General features: G+C 70.9%; 20 protein-coding genes and 1 riboswitch. Of the genes, 11 read left to right on the plus strand and 9 right to left on the minus strand.

The window, feature by feature from the left end:
* Window positions 1–9 precede the first annotated feature (9 nt).
* A riboswitch (TPP riboswitch) is annotated at window positions 10–117 on the plus strand.
* The 3 genes from ACIHIX_RS42600 to ACIHIX_RS42610 all read left to right on the plus strand — a co-directional run bounded on the left by ACIHIX_RS42600 (window position 114) and on the right by ACIHIX_RS42610 (window position 3,846).
* Complete coding sequence (locus tag ACIHIX_RS42600) at window positions 114–1,181, plus strand: thiamine ABC transporter substrate binding subunit (protein ID WP_399965960.1); 1,068 nt, start codon at window positions 114–116, stop codon at window positions 1,179–1,181. It overlaps the preceding riboswitch by 4 nt.
* A 44-nt stretch (window positions 1,182–1,225) precedes the next feature.
* The gene (locus ACIHIX_RS42605; protein ID WP_399965961.1) at window positions 1,226–2,827 is read left to right on the plus strand and encodes an ABC transporter permease; all 1,602 of its coding nucleotides are present in this window, start codon (window positions 1,226–1,228) and stop codon (window positions 2,825–2,827) included.
* Window positions 2,827–3,846, plus strand: a complete 1,020-nt coding sequence (locus ACIHIX_RS42610) for an ABC transporter ATP-binding protein (protein ID WP_399965962.1) — start codon at window positions 2,827–2,829, stop codon at window positions 3,844–3,846. Before ACIHIX_RS42605 ends, ACIHIX_RS42610 begins: the two co-directional genes overlap by 1 nt.
* 175 nt (window positions 3,847–4,021) lie before the next feature.
* Here the strand turns inward: ACIHIX_RS42610 and ACIHIX_RS42615 are convergent, their stop codons facing one another.
* From ACIHIX_RS42615 to ACIHIX_RS42645, 7 genes are all read right to left on the minus strand, one after another.
* The gene (locus ACIHIX_RS42615) at window positions 4,022–4,723 is read right to left on the minus strand and encodes an LAETG motif-containing sortase-dependent surface protein (RefSeq protein WP_399965963.1); all 702 of its coding nucleotides are present in this window, start codon (window positions 4,721–4,723) and stop codon (window positions 4,022–4,024) included.
* Between the two features lie 161 nt (window positions 4,724–4,884).
* Window positions 4,885–6,006: an LOG family protein gene (locus tag ACIHIX_RS42620; RefSeq protein WP_399965964.1), complete on the minus strand. Its 1,122-nt coding sequence runs from the start codon at window positions 6,004–6,006 to the stop codon at window positions 4,885–4,887.
* Window positions 6,007–6,042: 36 nt separating this feature from the next.
* The gene (locus tag ACIHIX_RS42625) at window positions 6,043–6,462 is read right to left on the minus strand and encodes a VOC family protein (protein WP_399965965.1); all 420 of its coding nucleotides are present in this window, start codon (window positions 6,460–6,462) and stop codon (window positions 6,043–6,045) included.
* 95 nt (window positions 6,463–6,557) lie between these two features.
* Window positions 6,558–7,871: a hypothetical protein gene (locus ACIHIX_RS42630; protein ID WP_399965966.1), complete on the minus strand. Its 1,314-nt coding sequence runs from the start codon at window positions 7,869–7,871 to the stop codon at window positions 6,558–6,560.
* Window positions 7,853–8,602: an ABC transporter ATP-binding protein gene (locus ACIHIX_RS42635; protein ID WP_399965967.1), complete on the minus strand. Its 750-nt coding sequence runs from the start codon at window positions 8,600–8,602 to the stop codon at window positions 7,853–7,855. Before ACIHIX_RS42635 ends, ACIHIX_RS42630 begins: the two co-directional genes overlap by 19 nt.
* A gap of 183 nt (window positions 8,603–8,785) precedes the next feature.
* Window positions 8,786–10,150: an aspartate aminotransferase family protein gene (locus tag ACIHIX_RS42640; protein WP_059198005.1), complete on the minus strand. Its 1,365-nt coding sequence runs from the start codon at window positions 10,148–10,150 to the stop codon at window positions 8,786–8,788.
* A gap of 19 nt (window positions 10,151–10,169) precedes the next feature.
* Window positions 10,170–10,694: an Lrp/AsnC family transcriptional regulator gene (locus ACIHIX_RS42645; RefSeq protein ID WP_399965968.1), complete on the minus strand. Its 525-nt coding sequence runs from the start codon at window positions 10,692–10,694 to the stop codon at window positions 10,170–10,172.
* A gap of 171 nt (window positions 10,695–10,865) precedes the next feature.
* Here ACIHIX_RS42645 and ACIHIX_RS42650 point away from each other — a divergent pair, with 171 nt between their 5' ends.
* The 7 genes from ACIHIX_RS42650 (at window position 10,866) to ACIHIX_RS42680 (ending at window position 16,272) form a co-directional block, all read left to right on the plus strand.
* Window positions 10,866–12,305: a gamma-aminobutyraldehyde dehydrogenase gene (locus ACIHIX_RS42650; RefSeq protein ID WP_399965969.1), complete on the plus strand. Its 1,440-nt coding sequence runs from the start codon at window positions 10,866–10,868 to the stop codon at window positions 12,303–12,305.
* A 93-nt stretch (window positions 12,306–12,398) separates the two neighbouring features.
* Window positions 12,399–13,583: a PotD/PotF family extracellular solute-binding protein gene (locus ACIHIX_RS42655; RefSeq protein WP_399965970.1), complete on the plus strand. Its 1,185-nt coding sequence runs from the start codon at window positions 12,399–12,401 to the stop codon at window positions 13,581–13,583.
* Window positions 13,584–13,701: 118 nt separating this feature from the next.
* Window positions 13,702–14,070 (plus strand): sortase-dependent protein, encoded by a 369-nt coding sequence (locus ACIHIX_RS42660; RefSeq protein WP_399965971.1) that lies wholly within the window; start codon window positions 13,702–13,704, stop codon window positions 14,068–14,070.
* Window positions 14,067–14,678, plus strand: coding sequence for a class F sortase (locus ACIHIX_RS42665; RefSeq protein WP_399965972.1), 612 nt, complete (start codon window positions 14,067–14,069; stop codon window positions 14,676–14,678). The genes ACIHIX_RS42660 and ACIHIX_RS42665 overlap by 4 nt, the downstream gene beginning before the upstream one ends.
* Before the next feature lie 104 nt (window positions 14,679–14,782).
* Window positions 14,783–15,274, plus strand: a complete 492-nt coding sequence (locus ACIHIX_RS42670) for an RNA polymerase sigma factor (RefSeq protein ID WP_399965973.1) — start codon at window positions 14,783–14,785, stop codon at window positions 15,272–15,274.
* Window positions 15,258–15,719 carry a hypothetical protein gene (locus ACIHIX_RS42675; protein WP_399965974.1) on the plus strand — a complete coding sequence of 154 codons (462 nt, stop codon included), beginning with the start codon at window positions 15,258–15,260 and terminating at the stop codon, window positions 15,717–15,719. The genes ACIHIX_RS42670 and ACIHIX_RS42675 overlap by 17 nt, the downstream gene beginning before the upstream one ends.
* Window positions 15,720–15,750: 31 nt before the next feature.
* The gene (locus tag ACIHIX_RS42680; protein WP_399965975.1) at window positions 15,751–16,272 is read left to right on the plus strand and encodes a hypothetical protein; all 522 of its coding nucleotides are present in this window, start codon (window positions 15,751–15,753) and stop codon (window positions 16,270–16,272) included.
* Here the strand turns inward: ACIHIX_RS42680 and ACIHIX_RS42685 are convergent.
* Window positions 16,265–17,401, minus strand: a complete 1,137-nt coding sequence (locus tag ACIHIX_RS42685) for a serine hydrolase domain-containing protein (RefSeq protein ID WP_399965976.1) — start codon at window positions 17,399–17,401, stop codon at window positions 16,265–16,267. The two genes, ACIHIX_RS42680 and ACIHIX_RS42685, sit on opposite strands and share 8 nt — an antisense overlap.
* Window positions 17,402–17,587: 186 nt before the next feature.
* Between ACIHIX_RS42685 and ACIHIX_RS42690 the strand changes: the two genes are divergently transcribed.
* Window positions 17,588–19,249 carry an RNA polymerase sigma factor gene (locus ACIHIX_RS42690; protein ID WP_399965977.1) on the plus strand — a complete coding sequence of 554 codons (1,662 nt, stop codon included), beginning with the start codon at window positions 17,588–17,590 and terminating at the stop codon, window positions 19,247–19,249.
* On the opposite strand, the gene ACIHIX_RS42695 is transcribed toward ACIHIX_RS42690, so the two are convergent.
* Window positions 19,238–19,927, minus strand: a complete 690-nt coding sequence (locus tag ACIHIX_RS42695) for a glycerophosphodiester phosphodiesterase (protein ID WP_399965978.1) — start codon at window positions 19,925–19,927, stop codon at window positions 19,238–19,240. The genes ACIHIX_RS42690 and ACIHIX_RS42695 overlap by 12 nt on opposite strands.
* Window positions 19,928–19,948 lie beyond the last annotated feature (21 nt).

A 19,948-nucleotide genomic window follows, 5' to 3' on the forward strand; every position in this document is an offset into this window, starting at 1 on the left:
CTTCATATTCGTATCCGACAGGGGAGCGCCACAGCGCTGAGAGTGCGGCCATCGGGCCGCAGACCCTCTGAACCTCGCCCAGGTCATTCTGGGTAGGAAGTTCGGTCATCACCGTGAGTAGCAAGAAGTACTGTGCTGTCGTCGTCGGCCTCGGCCTCCTCGCGCTGTCCGCGTGCGGGTCGTCCGACGAGGGCACCAAGAGCGAGTCCAAGACCGTCACCCTCGTCAGCCACAACTCGTGGGCCGTGTCGAAGAGTGTCCTCGCCGCCTTCGAGAAGGAGTCCGGCTACAAGGTCAAGGTCCTGGAGGACGGCGACGCCGGGCAGGCCGTCAACAAGGCGATCCTGACCAAGGACAACCCGCAGGGCGACGTCTTCTTCGGCGTCGACAACACTCTGCTGTCCAGGGCGCTCGACAACGGGCTCTTCCAGTTGTACGAGGCGAAGGGCGCCGGCACCATCAAGGCCGGGTACCGGGTCGACGGGGGCAAGGTCACGCCCATCGACACCGGCGACATCTGCCTCAACTACGACAAGGCCTGGTTCACCGAGCACAAGCTCAAGCCGCCGACGTCGTACGACGATCTGGTCAAGCCCGCCTACAAGAACCTCCTCGTCACCGAGAACGTCTCCACCTCCTCGCCGGGGCTGGGATTCCTGCTCGGTACCGCCGCGAAGTACGGCGACGACGGCTGGCAGGACTACTGGACCAAGCTCAAGGCCAACGGCGTCAAGGTCGTCGACGGCTGGGAGCAGGCTTACAACGAGGAGTTCTCCGGGTCCGCCGGGGGCAAGAAGGCGAAGGCCGACCGGCCGCTCGTCGTCTCGTACGCCTCCTCGCCGCCCGCCGAGGTCATCTACGCCGACCCGAAGCCCTCGACCGCGCCGACCGGCGTCGTCGACGGCACCTGCTTCCGGCAGGTCGAGTACGCGGGACTGCTGAGCAACGCGAAGAACAGCGAGGGCGGCAAGGCGTTCATCGACTTCCTCCTGACCAAGCAGTTCCAGGAGGACATGCCGCTCAACATGTTCGTCTACCCGGTGGTCGAGGGCGCGGCCGTGCCCGCCGAGTTCACGAAGTACGGTCCCGCCGCCAAGAACCCCGAGACCATGGACCCGGCGAAGATCGCCGACAACCGTGACGACTGGGTCAAGTCGTGGACCTCGCTCGTACTGAAGTAAGCGGCCGTCCTTCCCAGAAGGGCGCTGCGGCGCGGCTCGGCCTCATGGTCGTGCCCGTCGCGTTCTTCGCGCTCTTCTTCGCCTGGCCCGTCGCCGCGATCGTCGCGCGCGGGCTCAAGGCGGACGGGAGCTGGCAGTTCGGGCGGATCGCGGATGTGCTCGCGCAGTCCGACATCCGGCACGTCCTGTGGTTCACGACCTGGCAGGCGCTCGCCTCCACCGCGCTGACGCTCGCGGTCGCGCTCCCCGGCGCGTACGTCTTCGCCCGCTACGACTTCCCCGGCAAGCAGATCCTGCGGGCCGTCGTCACCGTTCCGTTCGTGCTGCCGACGGTGGTCGTCGGTACGGCGTTCCTGGCTCTGGTCGGGCGCGGCGGGCTGCTGGACGAGCTGTGGGGCGTACGTCTGGACACCACCGTGTGGGCGATCCTGCTCGCGCACGTCTTCTTCAACTACGCCGTCGTCGTACGGACGGTGGGCGGGCTGTGGGGGCAGCTCGACCCGCGGCAGGAGGAGGCCGCGCGGATGCTGGGCGCCTCCTCGTGGCGGGCCTGGCGCAAGGTCACGCTGCCCGCGCTCGCGCCGGCCGTGGCCGCCGCGGCGCTCATGGTCTTCCTCTTCACCTTCACCTCCTTCGGGGTGGTGCAGATCCTCGGCGGGCCGACCTTCTCGACGCTCGAAGTGGAGATCTACCGGCAGACCTCGGAGATCTTCGATCTCGGTACGGCCGCGGTTCTGACGCTGGTGCAGTTCGTGGCGGTGGGCGGGATCCTCGCCGTGCACGCGTGGACGGTACGGCGCCGGGAGAGCGTGCTGCGTCTGGTCGCCCCCGCGACGACCGCCCGCCGGCCGCGCGGGGCCGGACAGTGGGCGCTCCTTGCCGGGGTGCTGGCCACGATCGCCGTGCTGTTGGTGCTGCCGCTCGCGGTCCTCGTCCAACGGTCGCTCGACGCACCGGACTTCGGCTACTACCGGGCGCTGACCTCGGCCGACGGGGGCGTGTTCCTGGTGCCGCCGATCGACGCGATCGGGAATTCCCTGGAGTACGCCGTCGCCGCCACCGTCATCGCGGTGCTGATCGGCGGTCTCGCCGCGGCGGCGCTCACGCGGCGGGACGCGGGGCGGTTCGTACGGGGCTTCGACGCGCTGCTGATGCTGCCGCTGGGCGTGTCCGCGGTGACCGTCGGATTCGGGTTCCTGATCGCCCTCGACGAGCCGCCGCTGGATCTGCGGGCGTCCTGGATCCTGGTGCCGCTCGCGCAGGCGTTGGTCGGCGTTCCCTTCGTCGTACGGACCATGCTGCCGGTGCTGCGGGCCGTGGACCAGCGGCTGCGGGAGGCGGCGGCCGTGCTCGGGGCGTCGCCGTGGCGGGTGTGGCGGGAGGTCGACCTGCCGCTGGTGCGGCGGGCGTTGCTGATCGCGGCGGGGTTCGCGTTCGCCGTGTCGCTGGGGGAGTTCGGGGCGACCGTGTTCATCGCACGGCCCGACAACCCGACGCTGCCGGTCGCGGTGGCGCGGCTGCTGGGACGGGCCGGTGACCTCAACTACGGCCAGGCCATGGCCCTTTCGACGATTCTGATGGTGGTGTGCGCGGTGGCGTTGCTGGTCCTTGAACGGCTGCGGACCGACCGGACGGGTGAGTTCTGATGCTGCTGGCGCTGGAGGACGCGACGGTCCGCTTCGGTGGGCGGGCCGTGCTGGACGGGGTCGACCTGTCGGTCGCCGAGCACGAGATCGTGTGTGTCCTCGGGCCGAGCGGGAGCGGAAAGTCGACGCTGCTGCGGGTGGTGGCCGGGCTGCAACCCCTCGACGGGGGCCGGGTGTTGCTGGACGGGCGCGACCAGGTGGGAGTGGCCGCGCACAGGCGCGGGGTCGGGCTGATGTTCCAGGACCATCAGCTGTTCCCGCAGCGGGACGTGGGTGGGAACGTGGCGTTCGGGATGCGGATGCACGGGGTCCCGAAGGGGGAACAGGCCGGGCGGGTCGGGGAGTTGCTCGACCTCGTCGGGCTGCCCGGAGCCGCCCCGCGTGCCGTCTCCGCCCTGTCGGGGGGCGAGCAGCAGCGGGTGGCGCTCGCGCGGGCGCTCGCGCCGCGGCCTCGGCTGCTGATGCTGGACGAGCCGCTCGGGCAGCTGGACCGTTCGCTGCGGGAGCGGCTGGTCGTCGAGCTGCGGGAGTTGTTCGGGAGGTTGGGGACGACCGTGCTCGCGGTCACGCACGACCAGGGGGAGGCGTTCGCGCTCGCCGACCGGGTGGTGGTGATGCGGGACGGGCGGATCGCCCAGTCGGGTACGCCGCTTGAGGTGTGGCAGCGGCCGGCCGACGAGTTCGTCGCGCGGTTCCTCGGCTTCGAGAACGTCGTCGAGGGCACGGTGAGCGGGGAGGCCGCGGACACGCCGTGGGGGAAGGTGCCGGTGCCCGAGGGGGCCGCGCAGGGGGTGCGGAGGCTGCTGGTGCGGCCGGCGGGGGTGCGGCTCGTGGACGCGGGGTTGCGGTGCGCTGTGGTCGCGCGCACGTTCAAGGGGACGCATGTCGCGGTGCGGTTGCGGCCGGAGGGGGAGGGGCCGGTGCTGGAGGCGGCGTGTGCGTTGCGGGCGGCGCCGGAGGTGGGGGACGTGACGGGCGTCGAGTTCGACGCGGATGAGGTTGTCGTGCTCGGCTGCTGATCAGGTGCGGCTGGCGGGGGCTGGGGTGGGCGGGGTTTCGCTCGCCCGCGCTTGCGGGGTGCCGCTGCGCCCACCCGTGCCGCCCCAGCGGCACGACTGCCCGCAGTTGCCCAGAGACACGGCTGTGGCCCGTCCTCCTTGTGGAGGGCGGGCCACAGTTGCGTGCTTGTCGTGCCTATCGGGTGCTGTTCGCTCCGCGGCGGCGCAGGCCGAAGAAGACCGCGCCTCCGCCGATGGCGACCAGGGCGACCGCGATGCCCGCGATCATCCCGGTGTTCGAGTTGGCACCGGTCTCGGCGAGGTTGGACTCACCGGCCGCCGACGGGGCACTGCTCGGGGTGGAGTCGGCGGGAGCCGTGCTCTCGCTCTCCGAGGCCGACGGGGTCGGGGACTCGGACTCCTCGGCCGGGGTGGAGGCGGACTCCGACGGCGACGGCGTGGCCGTCGGGGTCGGGGACTCCTCCGTCTTGCAGGCGGTGGCCGGGGTCGTCAGGTTCGGCTTGATGTCCTCACCCTTGATGTAAGGCTGGGCCACCACGTGGACGCGGTACTCCGCGTTGGGCTTCCAGGCCTCCTCGAAGGTGATGGTCGTGCCCTCCTTGGAGCCCTTGACCGTCTGCTCGCCGACCTTGCGGACGTCGGCGTTGTTCTCCACGAGGTACACGGAGACGGTGGCCTCGACGCCGGACTTGTCGACGTCGGTGACGTTGATGATGCCCTTGTCGCCGTCGCACTTGGCTTCGGCGGAGAACTCGTTGATGTTGCACGCCAGCGCGTTGCCGGCGGCACCGAGCGCGAGCGCGGCGGAGGCGGTGGCGACACCGAGGACACGCACGGAGCGGGCGACGGTGCGGCGGGATATGGACAGAACTGCCACGTTTGTCCTTTACGGGAAGCGCAATTGCGGGGGGTGGCAGGAGTGGTGAGGGAGCATCACGAGATGCGCAACACCATTCCCAAGAGGCTCACAGGTTTATAAGTGTGGCGTAAGTAGTGTCAACGTGTAAGCGCATCACAGGCATTGGCTTTGCCTGCTTATTAACCACCGAGACGTTTCAGCGCCGCCGGAGCCTCCTCGATTCGGTCAACGAGGGCGATTCGCGACTCCATCGAACGTTCCCGTGCAAGTGCCGTGAGCAGGGGCCAGGTCGGCAGCCGCTCGGTCCAGTGCGCCCGGTCGACGAGCACCATCGGGGTCGGCTCGCCGCGCGACTCGTAGTAGTTGGGCGTCGCGTTGTCGAAGATCTCCTGTACGGTCCCGGCGGCACCCGGCAGGAACACCACCCCGGCGTTCGAGCGGGCCAACAGGCCGTCCTCGCGGGTGGCGTTGGCGAAGTACTTGGCGATGTGCGAGGCGAAGGGGTTCGGCGGCTCGTGGCCGTAGAACCAGGTCGGGATGCCGACGGAACAGCCGCCCCGGGGCCAGCGGGTACGGATCTCGAAGGCGGCGCGCGCCCAGTCGCTGATCGAGGGCGTGAACGACGGCGCCTTGGCGAGGAGTCGGCACGCCTCGTCGAGCATCTCGTCCTCGAAGGGGGCCCCGTACGCGCCGAGGTTGGCCGCCTCCATCGCGCCCGGACCGCCACCGGTCGCCACCGTGAGCCCGGCGCGGGTCAGTTCGCGGCCGAGGCGGGCGGCACCGGCGTACGCCTCCGTGCCGCGGGCCGTCGCATGGCCGCCCATCACGCCCACGACCCTTGCGCCGCCCAGGAGTTCGTCGAGGGCGTCGGAGACGGCGTCGTCGTGCACGGCGCGCAGTGTCGACGCGTATATGTCGCGGTCGGCCTTGGTGCGCTGGAACCAGGCGTACGCGAGGGCGTCGGGGGTGTGCTCGTAGCCCTTCTCCAAGCCGTCGAACAGTTCGTCCGGGGAGTAGAGAAGGCCGCGGTACGGGTCGAAGGGGAGGCCGGGGACGGGCGGGAAGACCAGGGCGCCGTCCGTGCGGAGCTTCGCCGCCGCGTTCTCCCGCATGGGGCACCCGAGGAAGACGGCACCCGTGGTGTCGTTGGCGAGCAACTCCCTTGTCCGGTCGGTCAGATCGACGGCCTGGACGCGGAATCCGGCGAGGGTGCCGCGGGCCGAGACGACCGCGTCGAACTCCTCGACGGTCTCGATCTCACGGTCGTCGTGGTGTGCCGCATGGGCGGGGCTCGTCTGCACCCGCCCATGCTCGCACGCCCGGTCGCGGCCGGTGGATCAGCCCTGGACCGCCGCCGGGTCCATCCACACGACCTCCCAGGTGTGGCCGTCGGGGTCGTCGAAGGCGCGGCCGTACATGAAGCCCATGTCCTGGATCTTCGCCGAGGCGGTACCGCCCGCGGCGACGGCCTTCTCGACCAGCTCGTCCACCTTCTCGCGGCTCTCGGCGCTCAGGCAGACCAGCACCTCGCTGCTCTTCGTCGCGTCCACGATCTCCTTGTCGGTGAACGTGGCGTAGAAGGGCTTGGTCAGCAGCATCGCGACGATGGTGTCGCTGATCACGACGGAAGCCGCGTTCTCGTCGCTGAACTGGGGGTTGATCGAGTAGCCCAGCTCCGTGAAGAACTTCTTCGACGCGTCGAGGTCGTTCACGGGCAGGTTGATGAAGATCATCTGCTGGTAGGGCGTCGCGGTCATCGTGGTCTCTCCCATCGGGGTGCGTGCTGTTCGGTGGGTAGACCGGGGGCGGATCAGGAACTCATCGGCGCCCGGAGATTTTTTTCCCACGGGTTTCAGCGAGTCAGGGGCAGTGCCGCCAGTTCCGCCACGATCAGGGTGAGCGGGCCGAACAGCGCCAGTACCGCGCCTGCCCGCAGGGCCGCCGCGCTGCGGAGCATCGTCGCGGGCGCGCCGAGGCGGAGGAGGGCGGCGGTGGTGTCGGCCCGGGCGTGCTTCGCCTCCACGGCCGCGGTGGCGAGCGTGGCGAGGGTGCAGCCGGTGACCAGGAGCAGGCCGAGGGTGGTGAGCGGGCCGATGTCCGGGGTGCTCGTCGTCGTGCCGTGGAGGGTGGTCATGGCGTACGTGCCGGACGCGACCGCGCAGACCACGCCGAGGGGGCGGCCGATGCGGGTGGCTTCCGCCATGAGCACGCGGCCGGCCAGGAGGCGGAGGGCGCCGGGGTGGGCGGACTGGAGGAGACGGCCGCAGAGGTGGGCGAGGCCGGGGCCGGCGAGGGCGAGGCCCAGTGCGGTGAGGAGCCAGCCGATGAGCGTGCCGGGAGCTCCGCCGGTGAGGCCGCCAGGGAGGGGGGTGGTGTCCTGTCGGCCCGCGTACGCCTCTACGGCGAGGCCGGCCGCGAGTACGGCGATGCCCCAGGGGAGGCCCTTCGGAGGCTCACGGGGGGTTGGGGGGAGGGTGGTGGCGTCCAGGGCGGCCGGCTGGGCTTCCGTCGTGGGGGTTGCGGCCTGTGGCGTTTCGCCGGCCCGCGCGGACGGGGTGGCCCGGAAGCGGCCGTAGGAACCGAACGTCTCCTTCGCGACCGCCGTTCCGCGGGCTCCGAATCTGCCGTACGACCTTGTCGTCCCCCTCGGTCTGTCGTCCCTCGGGCGCATCACCCAGGCGACCGTCACCGAGGCGATCACCGGGACCAGGCCCAGAAGGGTCAGGGCCGCCGGGAGGGGCAGCGGTTCCTCCGGCGCCAGGAAGCTCGCGCCCGCGCCGTCGAAGGGCATTCCCGTCAGGTCGCCCCTCAGGTGGAGGAAGAACAGCAGCGCCACCATCGAACCGAGCAGGCAGGACAGGGCCGTTGTCGCCGCCGAGACGGCCATCAGGCGGGCCGGGCCCAGACCGATCGCCGCCAGGCCGGGGCGGGGGCGGGTGCCGGGGTCGGTGCGGGCGACCGCCAGGGCGAAGTGGACCGTGGCGGCCAGCGGGGTCAGGCACCAGGCCAGACGGAGGAGGGAGCCGCGTGGGTCGTCCTGGTGGGCCATGGCGTAGCCGAGGGTGCACAGGAGGAGGAAGCCCGTTCCGGCCGCGGCCGTCGAGACCAGGAGGCGGCGCAGGTGGACGGCCGGGTGGGCGCCGCGGGTCAGACGGAGAGCGAGCACGCGGCCCCCTGGCCTGCCGGTTCCGATTCCTGGACCGGGGGAAGGTGGACCGTGTTCACCCGGCGTCCGTCCAGCAGCGAGACCGTGCGGTCGGCGAGCGCGGCCGTCTCGGCGTCGTGGGTGGCCAGGACGACCGTGATGCCGTGGGAGCGGGCCGCGGTGGTGAGGGTGCGCAGGACGTGGGCGCGGTCGGCGCGGTGCAGGGGGGCCGTCGGCTCGTCCGCGAACAGGACCGTCGGGGCGGGGGCGAGCGCCCTGGCGATACAGGCGCGTTGGCGTTCCGGCTGGGTGAGTTCGTGGGGGCGGCTGCGGGATCTGTCGCCGATGTCGAGGCGCTCCAGCCACTCCAGGGCGGCCACCTTGGCCCGGCGGCGGCTGGTGCCGCGCAGCATCAGGGGGAGGGCGGCGTTCTCCCAGACGTTCAGCTCGGGGACCAGGGCCGGGGCCGGGTCGATCCAGCCGAACCGGTCGCGGCGCAGGCGCTCGCGGGTCATCGGGCCCATGGTGTGGACCGGGACGCTGTTGAACCAGACCTCGCCGCGTTGCGCCGGGACCAGCCCCGACAGACAGCTGAGCAGCGTCGTCTTGCCGCTGCCGCGCGGGCCGTTCACCGCGAGGATCTCGCCCTCGCGGACGCCGAGGGACACGCCGCCGAGCGCGGGCGAGCCGTCGGGGTGCGTGAAGTGCAGGGCGCGGGCCCAGAGCACGTCGTTGTCGGGCGGGGCCTCCATGGGCGTACACCTCGTATCTGATCTGTTTTCCCTGGCGTTGGTCCCCCGAGCGGGGGAACGAAGACAGGGCCGATCGGTTACCAGGCACGCTAGGGAGCCGGGGCCGTAACCCCGGACAGCACGCGGCCCGGGGTGCACCCCTGTCACTCGGACGGGTGCACCCCGGGCTACGGCCGAACAGCTTTACAGCTTCGTCCACGCCTCCGTGAGCGTGGCGCGCAGGATCTGCTCGATCTCGTCGAAGGTCTCCTGGTTGGAGATCAGCGGCGGGGCGAGCTGGACGACCGGGTCGCCACGGTCGTCGGCGCGGCAGTACAGGCCGTTGTCGAAGAGGGCCTTGGAGAGGAAGCCGTAGAGCACGCGCTCGGTCTCCTCGTCGTTGAAGGACTCCTTCGTGGCCTTGTCCTTCACCAGCTCGATGCCGTAGAAGAAGCCGTTGCCGCGGACGTCGCCGACGATCGGCAGGTCGTGCAGCTTCTCCAGGGTCGAGCGGAACGCGCCCTCGTTGTCGAGGACGTGCTGGTTGAGGTTCTCGCGCTCGAACAGGTCGAGGTTGGCGAGGCCCACCGCGGCCGACACGGGGTGGCCGCCGAAGGTGTAGCCGTGCAGGAAGGTGTTGTCGCCCTTGTAGAACGGCTCGGCCAGGCGGTCGGAGATGATGCAGGCGCCGATCGGGGAGTAGCCCGAGGTCATGCCCTTGGCGCAGGTGATCATGTCCGGGACGTAGTCGAACTTGTCACAGGCGAACATCGTGCCGAGACGGCCGAAGGCGCAGATGACCTCGTCGGACACCAGGAGCACGTCGTACTTGTCGCAGATCTCGCGGACCCGCTGGAAGTAGCCGGGCGGGGGCGGGAAGCACCCGCCCGCGTTCTGGACCGGCTCCAGGAAGACCGCGGCGACCGTGTCGGGGCCCTCGAAGAGGATCTCCTGCTCGATCTGGTCGGCGGCCCAGCGGCCGTAGGCCTCGGGGTCGTCGCCGTGGATCGGGGCGCGGTAGATGTTGGTGTTCGGCACCTTGTGCGCGCCGGGGACCAGCGGCTCGAAGGGGGCCTTCAGGCCCGGGAGGCCGGTGATGGACAGGGCGCCCTGCGGGGTGCCGTGGTAGGCGACCGCGCGGGAGATGACCTTGTACTTGGTCGGCTTGCCGGTGAGCTTGAAGTACTGCTTGGCCAGCTTCCAGGCGGTCTCGACCGCCTCGCCGCCGCCGGTGGTGAAGAAGACCTTGTTGAGGTCGCCCGGCGCGTGGTGCGCGAGCCGCTCCGCGAGCTCCACGGCCTTCGGGTGGGCGTAGGACCACACCGGGAAGAACGCCAGCTCCTGCGCCTGCTTGAAGGCCGCCTCGGCGAGCTCCACGCGGCCGTGGCCCGCCTGGACCACGAACAGGCCCGCGAGACCGTCCAGGTAGCGCTTGCCCTTGTCGTCGTAGATGTGGGTGCCCTCGCCCCGGACGATGGTGGGGACGGGCGAGTTCTCGTACGAGGACATGCGGGTGAAGTGCATCCACAGGTGGTCGTACGCGGTCTGGCTGAGGTCCTTGGAGCTCACGGTTATCGGGTCCTCACGGTTATCGGGTTCCCCACATGTAGGTCTGCTTCTTGAGCTTCAGGTAAACGAAGCTCTCGGTGGAGCGCACGCCGGGGATGGCGCGGATACGTCGGTTGATGACCTCCAGGAGGTGGTCGTCGTCCTCGCAGACGATCTCCACCATCAGGTCGAAGGAGCCCGCGGTCATCACCACGTACTCGCACTCGGCCATGGAGGTCAGCGCGTCGGCCACGGACTCGACGTCGCCCTCGACATGGATGCCGACCATCGCCTGCCGGCGGAAGCCCACGGTGAGCGGGTCCGTGACGGCGACGATCTGCATCACGCCCTGGTCGAGCAGCTTCTGGACGCGCTGGCGCACGGCCGCCTCCGACAGGCCGACGGCCTTGCCGATCGCGGCGTACGGACGGCGGCCGTCCTCCTGGAGCTGCTCGACGATGGCGAGGGACACGGCATCCAGGTGCGGGGTGCCGTTCCTGGACTCTCGGGTGATCCGCGAGTCCCTGGGGTCTGTGCTTCGACTGGCCACGAGCTCACTGTGCACGACGTCTCGACACTTCCGCAAGGCCGTACCGATGAAATTCGTTGTTTACGTGACGGAGACCTGCGGATTTCGCAGATTCGGCGGGATCGGGGGTGTTGAAAACGTGGGCCGGGCGATTAGGGTGGGTGTCTCAACCAATGGACAGTTCGACCCGACACAGGAGGCCGGTCAGTGAGCACCGAGCTGCGTCGTCTGCGCAACTACATCGACGGTGAGTTCCGGGACGCCGCCGACGGACGGACCACCGAAGTGGTCAACCCCGCGACGGGCGAGGCCTACGCGACCGCGCCGCTGTCCGGGCAGTCGGACGTCGACGCCGCGATGGAGGCCGCCGCGCGCGCCTTCCCCGCGTGGCGCGACACCACGCCCGCCGAGCGGCAGAAGGCCCTCCTGAAGATCGCGGACGCGTTCGAGGAGCGGGCCGAGGACCTCATCGCCGCCGAGGTGGAGAACACCGGCAAGCCGATCGGGCTCACGCGGTCCGAGGAGATCCCGCCGATGGTGGACCAGATCCGGTTCTTCGCCGGTGCGGCGCGGATGCTGGAGGGCCGTTCGGCCGGTGAGTACATGGAGGGGATGACCTCCATCATCCGCCGTGAGCCGGTGGGTGTGTGCGCGCAGGTCGCGCCGTGGAACTACCCGATGATGATGGCCGTGTGGAAGTTCGCGCCGGCTCTCGCCGCGGGCAACACGGTCGTGCTGAAGCCGTCGGACACGACGCCGGCCTCGACGGTCCTCATCGCGGAGATCATCGGTTCGATCCTGCCCAAGGGTGTCTTCAACGTGGTGACGGGTGACCGTGACACGGGGCGCCTCATGGTCGAGCACCCGACCCCCGCGATGGCCTCCATCACCGGGTCCGTGCGCGCCGGCATGTCGGTCGCCGAGTCCGCGTCCAAGGACCTCAAGCGGGTCCACCTGGAGCTGGGCGGCAAGGCGCCGGTCGTCGTCTTCGAGGACAGCGACATCGCCAAGGCCGTCGAGGACATCTCCGTGGCCGGCTTCTTCAACGCGGGGCAGGACTGTACGGCGGCCACGCGCGTGCTGGTGCAGTCGTCGATCCACGACGAGTTCGTGGCGGCGCTGGCCAAGGCCGCCGCCGACACCAAGACCGGGCAGCCGGACGACGAGGACGTGCTGTTCGGTCCGCTCAACAACCCGAACCAGCTCAAGCAGGTCGCCGGGTTCATCGAGCGGCTGCCCGCCCACGCCAAGGTCGAGGCCGGCGGTCACCAGGTCGGTGAGAAGGGCTACTTCTACGCGCCGACCGTGGTGTCCGGGCTGAATCAGGACGACGAGATCATCCAGAACGAGGTGTTCGGGCCGGTCATCACCGTCCAGTCCTTCTCGGACGAGGACCAGGCCGTGGAGTGGGCCAACGGCGTCGACTACGCGCTGGCCTCTTCCGTGTGGACCAAGGACCACGGGCGCGCGATGCGGATGTCCAAGAAGCTGGACTTCGGGTGCGTGTGGATCAACACGCACATTCCGCTGGTGGCGGAGATGCCGCACGGCGGCTTCAAGAAGTCCGGGTACGGCAAGGACCTCTCGGGTTACGGGTTCGAGGACTACACGCGGATCAAGCACGTGATGACGTCGCTGGACGCGTAGCGGCCAAGGGGCGACAAGGTGTCCGGTGCGCCTCTCGCGGATTGACGTAGCGTCGATTGTCCGGCCAAGGGCGTGAGGGGCATGCTGCCGTGCATGTCCCTCACCTCGAAGCCCCTGTCCCGTCGGACCCTGTTGCGCGCCCTCGGTGCTGGGGCAGTGGTCGGCGGTCTCGCCGGGTGCGGCGTGCCCGCCGCCTATGTGGCGCCGGGCGACCGGGCCGGTGCCGATCTCTCCGCCGATGACAAGCGGCTGGCCTGGGCGAACTGGCCGCTCTACATCGACACGGACGACGACGACACCACGAAGCGGCCGACGCTGGAGGCCTTCGAGAAGAGGACCGGGATCTCCGTCGACTACGTGGAGGAGATCAACGACAACGACGAGTTCTTCGGCAAGATCAGCCCCGCGCTGATGAACCACCAGGCGACGGACCGCGATCTGATCGTCATGAGCGACTGGATGTGCGCGCGCTTCGTCCGCCTCGGCTGGGTCCAGGCGATGGACCGGGCGAACCAGCCGAACGTCACCAAGTACCTGGACCCGCTGCTCCGTTCACCCGCCTTCGACCCGGGCCGGGCGCACACCGTGCCCTGGCAGTCGGGCATCACGGGCATCGCCTACGACCACCGTCGCCTCGGACGCGAGATACGGCACGTCTCCGAGCTGTGGGACAGCGATCTCAAGGGCCGTGTGACCCTGCTGTCCGGCCTCGACGAGTCGTTCGCGCTGCTGATGCAGGGCAACGGCGTGGACATCACCAAGTGGACCGCCGACGACTTCCACGAGGTCTGCGACCAGGTCGAGAAGTACGTGCACAACGGCCAGATCCGCCGCTTCACCGGCAACGACTACACCAAGGACCTGGTCAGCGGTGACGTCCTCGCCTGCCAGGCCTACTCCGGCGACGTCATCCAGCTCCAGGCCGACAACCCCGACATCCGCTTCGTCGTCCCCGAGGAGGGCGCCGAGCTCTGGTCGGACTCGCTGATGATCCCCGACCTCGCGAGCCACAAGGCCAACGCCGAGCGGCTCGTCGACTACTACTACGACCCCGAGGTCGCCGCGGAGCTCGCCGGGTGGGTCAACTACGTCTGCCCGGTGCCGGACGCGAAGAACGTCCTCGCCTCCTCCAAGGACGAGGAGACGGCCGCGCTGGCCGAGAACACGCTGATCTTCCCGGACGACGAGATGCGTGAACGGCTCGTGATCGCACGGGACATCACGTCCGGCGAGCGGGTGGAGTTCTCCAAGCGGTGGAACGCGATCGTGGGGCTGTAGGCCCGCCTCGGCGGTTTTGCCATCTCTTTGCAACCCGCACCGGGGCTGTCTCGTCTCTCCGCTCGATCCGTCACCCCGCCCGACCGAAGGGCGGACGGACCGAGCAAGGGAGTCATCCATGCGTACAACTGTCCTGGGCGTCGCGGCACTTGCCTGTGCCGCCGTGCTGACCGGCGTGGCACCCGCCTTCGCCGACGGGGGGACCGCGACGCCGAGCCCCGTCCCGAGCGCCACGACCGCGCCCGGTGCCGAGCCGAGTGCCGTTCCGAGCGAGGCGCCCAGTACCGAGCCGAGTGCCGAGCCGACCGTCGCGCCGTCCCCGGGGCAGGTCTCCGTCGTGCCCAGCGGGGCGCCGGACACCGGGGTGACCGCGCAGTCCTCGGGCAACGCCGGGGGTGCGCTCGCCGGCGGGGGCGCCGCCGCTGCGGTCGTACTGGGTGGCGGTGCCGTCGTGCTGGTACGGCGCCGGCGGGCGCACGGGGCATGAGTCCGCTCTCGCGGCGGGCGTTCGCCCTCGCGGCTCCGGGCGCGCTGCTGGTGGGCTGCGGGGGTGCGGGGGCCGAGACGGAGAGCGGCGCTTCCGCCGCGCCGTCGACCGTCGCCACCTCGCCGCCCGCCGAGTCGGATGCGGGGAAGGGGAGTTCGGTGCCGGTACGGCTGCGGATCCCGGCCATCGACGTCGACACCCCGGTCATCCGGCTGGGCCTCGCTCAGGACGGCACCGTGCAGGTGCCGCCGATCACGGCCCATGACCGGGCCGGCTGGTACGAGCACTCGCCGGTGCCGGGACGGACCGGGCCGTCGGTGATCCTCGGCCATGTCACGGTCGGTTCCTACGGCGACGGCGTCTTCCGGCGTCTCGGGGCGCTGCGGCGCGGCGACCGGATCACCGCGCGGCTGGCGGACGGGACCGAGACCGGGTTCGCCGTCACCGCCGTACGGACCGTCGCCAAGGCCGACTTCCCGGCCGACGAGGTGTACGGCGACGTCGACCGGCCGGAACTGCGGCTCATCACCTGCGGAGGAGCGCGGACCGGTGACGGATACCTCGACAACGTGATCGTCTTCGCCGCGTCGAGCGCCACGACGTCCTGACGCCCGAGATCCCGCCCCGTCGGAACGCGTGCCGACGGTTCGGGGTCTTGACCCGTGAGCCCGTGAGCCCGTGAGCCCATGAACTCCCCCCACTCTGGAGAACGTTGAAACGGTCCAGCGAGAAGGCAGCGTCCGAGCTGTTCGCCGCCCTCTATCCACGCCTCGCCGGCTGGTGCCGTCGGCTGGTCGACGACGACGAGACGGCCCACGAGATCGCCTCGGAGGCGTTCACCCGGCTGTGGGCGCGCTGGACGGCGGTGGACGAACCCCAGGGCTTTCTCTACGTCACCACGGCGAACCTCGTCCGGGACCACTGGCGCAAGCTGGAGCGCGAGCGCCGGGCCGTACGCCGGGCGGCCACGGAGGCGGAGCTCAGCGCCCGGCCCGAACAGGCGGACCCCTCGGTACGGTTGCTCGTCCAGTCGCTGCCGGAACGGCTGCGCGTCCCGATCCTCCTGCACTACTACGCTGACATGCCGATCCGGGAGGTGGCGATGCTGACCGGACGCAAGGAAGGAACCGTCAAGGCGGACCTCCACGCGGCCCGCGAACTGCTCCGCGCCCATCTGAGGAGGAGTCTTGACCACACCCGCTGACGACGGCCCGGACTTCGCTCTCGGTTCCGAGGGCTTCGGCCCCGACGACCCGCTCGTCCACATGCTGCGTCCGTCGACCGAGTATCTCGGCCCGCCTCCCGGGCGCTACGAGGCCATCCGGCGCGGCGCCGCGCGTCGCAAGCTGTTGCGTGCCGCCGCCGGGGCCGGCCTGGTGTGTGCTGTGGCCGCACTCGTCGTCCTGCCACTGCGCCTCGCGGCTTCCGACGACCCCGCGTCTCCCACCGTCCCGCTCGCGCCGCCGCCCGCGAGCAGCCCCGCGCGCGAATCCGCGACGCCGACGCCGACGCAGGCACCGACACCGACACCGACACCGTCGCCGTCCGAGCCGGTGGGGACCCCGTATCCCTCGCCCAGCGCGGTGCCGTCGCAGTTCGGGACGACCGTGCCGAGCGTCGCCCCCTCGGAGCCCCCGACCTCTTTTTGAACATGTTCAACTCCAGGCGTACGCTCCTCCCATGAGCGACAGAGCCGCCCTGCTCAAGGGCATCCGTGCCTGGTTGGTCCTCTTCGTCATCTGCCTGGTGCTCAGCGGCGCCACGGCCTTCCCCCTCGTCCACGAACTGCGCTGGACGGAGCAGCTGCTCAGCCATCTGCCCGCGCCGCACGCCCTGACGGACTGGATCACCCGCGTCCGCCAGGGGCTGGACACGGCCGACGCCGACTACCCCTTCCTCCTCTACGGCACCGACTGGCTCGCCTTCGCGCACCTCGTGATCGCGGTCGCCTTCTACGGCCCCTACCGCGACCCGGTCCGCAACATCTGGGTCGTCGAGTTCGGGATGATCGCCTGCGCCGGGATCGTTCCGCTCGCCCTGATCTGCGGGCCGGTCCGCGGGATCCCGTTCTGGTGGAGCGTGATCGACATGGCGTTCGGGGTGTTCGGGGTCGTACCGCTGTACGTCGTACGGAGGAAGATCAAGCGACTGGAGGCGATGACCGCCGTGACGCCCGAGGCCGCGCCCGCGCTCGCTACGTGAGCGCCGCCGTGATGATCCGTTCGATGACCGGGTTCGGCGCCTCGTCCTTGGCGTCGGTGTCGCCGACCGAGTAGACGACGGTACGGCGCAGATCGCGGGTCGCGGCGAGCGCGGTGCTGTAGCCGTAGCGCGCCCCGGTCTTGAACCAGTAGACGCGGTCGCCCACCGCCATGCGTTGGAGCCCGGCGCTGTAGGCCGCGCCCTCGATGTGCGCCGGGACCGTGAACATCTCCTCCAACTGCGGTCCCGGCAGGATCCGGCCCCGGAAGAGCGCGTGCAGCAGCCGCTCCAGGTCGGCGGTCGTCGAGATCATGTCGCCGGCCGCCCAGCGGTCCGCCTGGTTCCACTCGGTGACGTCGACGAGGGTCGTCGTCCCGTCGGCCGCCGTCATCCGCTGGTAGCCGCGGTTGTGCGGGCCGTGGATGCGGGGGTCGGTGCCGGGGAAGTACGTGTCGTGCAGGCCGGCCGGGCGCAGTACACGCCGCGTGGCCTCGGTGGCGTACGAGTGGCCCGTCATCTTCTCGATCAGCAGGCCGAGGACCGTGTAGCCGATGTTGAGGTACTGCTGCCGCGTCCCCGGCGTGAACTCCGGCCCCTTCGCGATCGCGGACGCCACCACCTGCTGCGGGGGCAGCGTGTCGAAGCGGTGGGCGTACGGGTCGTCGAAGCCGTCGCCCGGCTTGATGCCGCTCGTGTGGGTGAGCAACTGGCGTACGGAGATCGGGTCGAAGGCGGGGGTGAACAGGCCCGGGAGGTAGCGCTGGACCGGGGTGTCGAGGTCGAGGCGGCGCTCGGCGGCCAGGTGCAGGACGGTGGCCGCGGTGACGACCTTCGTCGTGGACCCGGCCCGGAAGCGGGCCCTCGGGTCGGCCGCCCGTCCGCTCTCCAGGTCGTGCACACCGGAGCTGCCCCGCCAGCTGCCGTCGCCGCCGCCGATCCGCACGAGGGCGGCGGTCGCGTCGGCGTCCGGGAGCCCGGCGATGGCGGCGCGGAGGGCCTCGGCGTCGGGGGCGTGTCGTGGAGAGGCCCTTTGTGCGGAGGTGGAGGTGGCGGCGGAGGCCGGGCTGGTCAGGGCGCCGGCGCCCACGGCGAGGGCTGCGGTCAGGAGGGTTCTGCGAGGGAGAGCCATGGTGGCGAGGGTGTCAGGATCCGACGGCATTTCGAGCAACAGCGCTTGCAAATAGGGGAGTTGAGCGGGTGTTCCCCTAGGGGCCCAAAAAGTGTTATCGGGGATCCCCGAGTCCCGTCTCCACCCGGGAGTGCTCCACCCGGGACGAATGAGAGGGTGGACCGATCTCGGACCCGGAAGGACGACGTGGACACGCGGGAGTGGCGCGACACCATCGCGGCGGCGCAGGCCGGTGACCGGCAGGCGCTGGACGAGCTGGTCGCGGGCTGGCTGCCGCTCGTCTACAACATCGTCGGCCGCGCCCTGAACGGTCATGCCGACGTCGACGACGTCGTGCAGGAGACCATGCTGCGGGCCGTCGGCAACCTCGGTTCCCTGCGCGACCCGGACAGCTTCCGGTCCTGGCTCGTCGCGATCGCCATGCGCCAGATACGCGACCGGGCCCGGCGCCGGACCGCGCCCGCCCCGCTGGCCGAGACCGCCGCGGGCGACGCCGCCGACTTCGCCGAACTCACCGTGCTACGGCTCCAGTTGGAGGGGCAGCGGCGCGAGGTCGCGGAGGCGGTGCGCTGGCTCGACGACGAGGACCGGCAGTTGCTGTCGCTGTGGTGGCTGGAGGTCGCGGGCGAGCTGACCCGGCGCGAGCTCGCGGCGGCGGCCGGAATCAGCCGACAGCACGCGGCTGTGCGCGTCCAGCGGCTGAAAGAGCGGGTGGAGACCGCGCGCGGCATCGTCCGCGCCCTCGACGGCGCCTGCCCCGACCTGCGCGAACTCACCGGTCGCTGGGACGGCCGCCCCGACTCCGTCTGGCGCAAACGCCTCGCCCGGCACATCCGCGGCTGCGGCTACTGCGGTGACACCCGCGAGACCGTCGTACCGGCCGAACGCCTCCTCGTCGGCATCGCCCTCGTTCCGCTCCCCGTCGGCTTCACCCTTTCGCTGGCCCTCGGCGGCAAGACGGCGGCAGCGGCGGGGGCCGCGGGGGCCGCCTCGGTGGGCTGGTCCGCCAAGGTGATGGCCGCGCTCACCCAGCCCGCCGTCGCGGTGACCGCGGGCGCCACGATCGTGGCGGGCGGCGCCTACGTCGTCGTACAGACCCCCGAGGACCCGCCACCACGCGCGGTCTCCAGCCCCACGGCCGCGAGCACGGCCCGCCCCCCGGCCGTCCCCTCACCGTCGCCTTCGGCGACACCGTCCCCGTCCCCGTCGCCCACGCAGCGGAAGGTCGAGCTGTACGGCACGGTCGTCGACGCCGTCGACGCGGCCCCCGATCCGGACGCGCGACCGGCGGCGCTGCCGCACCGGCCCGAGGCCGGGATCACCAGCAGCTGGGGCGCGAAGGCCGTCATGCAGCACCGCGGGGAGACGGTGACGCTCAGCGGGCAGGGGTACGTCCTGGTGCGCTGGCAGATCGCCCCGCAGGACCGGTCGGGCAGTCTGGCCATGCCCACCTGGACCGCCCTCAAGGGCAAGCTCTTCCATGTCGCCTCGGCCGGTGGCCGTCGGATGGACGACCCCACCGGGCCCGACACCACCGGCATGGGCGGCCCGGACACCGGCTACACGGTGCTGCCGACCGGCACCCAGCAGATGTGGCAGAACGAGTACTTCTACCTCGACGGCAGCGTCGACCTGACCGTGAACGAACGCGGCGCCTCCTACGGTCTGACCGTCTTCCCCTCCAGCTGGACGGCGGCGGACCAGGACATCAACCACGGCCCCCCGCAAGGCGCGATCCGCTACGGCCTGGTCCGCGACAACGGCGAGGACACGGCGCCGGTACCGCAGTACGTCACCCGCACGACCCCCGCCGACCGGGCGACGGTGGCGCAGCGGTCACGCGTGTAGGTCGCGCAGGGCGCAGAGCGCGTCGACGCGGTTCGTCGTGATCGAGTCGACGCCCGCGGCGATCAGACGGCGCATCGAGCGGACCGTGTCGGGGGTCCAGACGGAGAGCAGGCGGCCGTCGTGGTGGACGCGGTCGGCGAGGGCCTTGTCGACCAGCGGGAAACGGTAGTTGAGCCAGCGGGGGCGTACCGCGTCCAGCAGCGTGGGGCGCGGCGGGGCCAGGGACGTCCAGGTCAGCGCGATCTCCGCGGCCGGGTCCGCGGCGCGTACGGCGAGCATGGCGGGGGCGCCCGCGCAGTAGTACACGCGGTCCTCGGCCCCGGCCTCCCGTACGACGTCCACCACCCGGCGGGCCGCGCGGACGTCGGGTGTGCCGGGAAGGTCGAGCATCAGCCGGGCCCCGTCGGCCTTGCCGAGGGCCTCCGCCAGCGTCGGCACCCTGCCGTCCGTGAGGCCCTGGACCTCGGCCGCCGACAGGGACAGCAGCGGGCGGTCGTGCTCCCACAGCCGCTTCAGGGTGGCGTCGTGCAGCAGCACGGGGACGCCGTCCCGGGTGAGGCGTACGTCGACCTCGACGGCGTCCGCGCCCAGGTCGAGCGCGGAACGCAGGGAGTCAAGCGTGTTCTCACGGACGCGGTAGGGGTCGCCCCGGTGGGCCACTGCGGTCAGCTTCTGCATGCGTCCATTGTGGTGGGCGGG

This window comes from Streptomyces sp. NPDC051913 (assembly GCF_044593635.1).
In the GTDB taxonomy this organism is placed as follows: Bacteria; Actinomycetota; Actinomycetes; order Streptomycetales; family Streptomycetaceae; genus Streptomyces.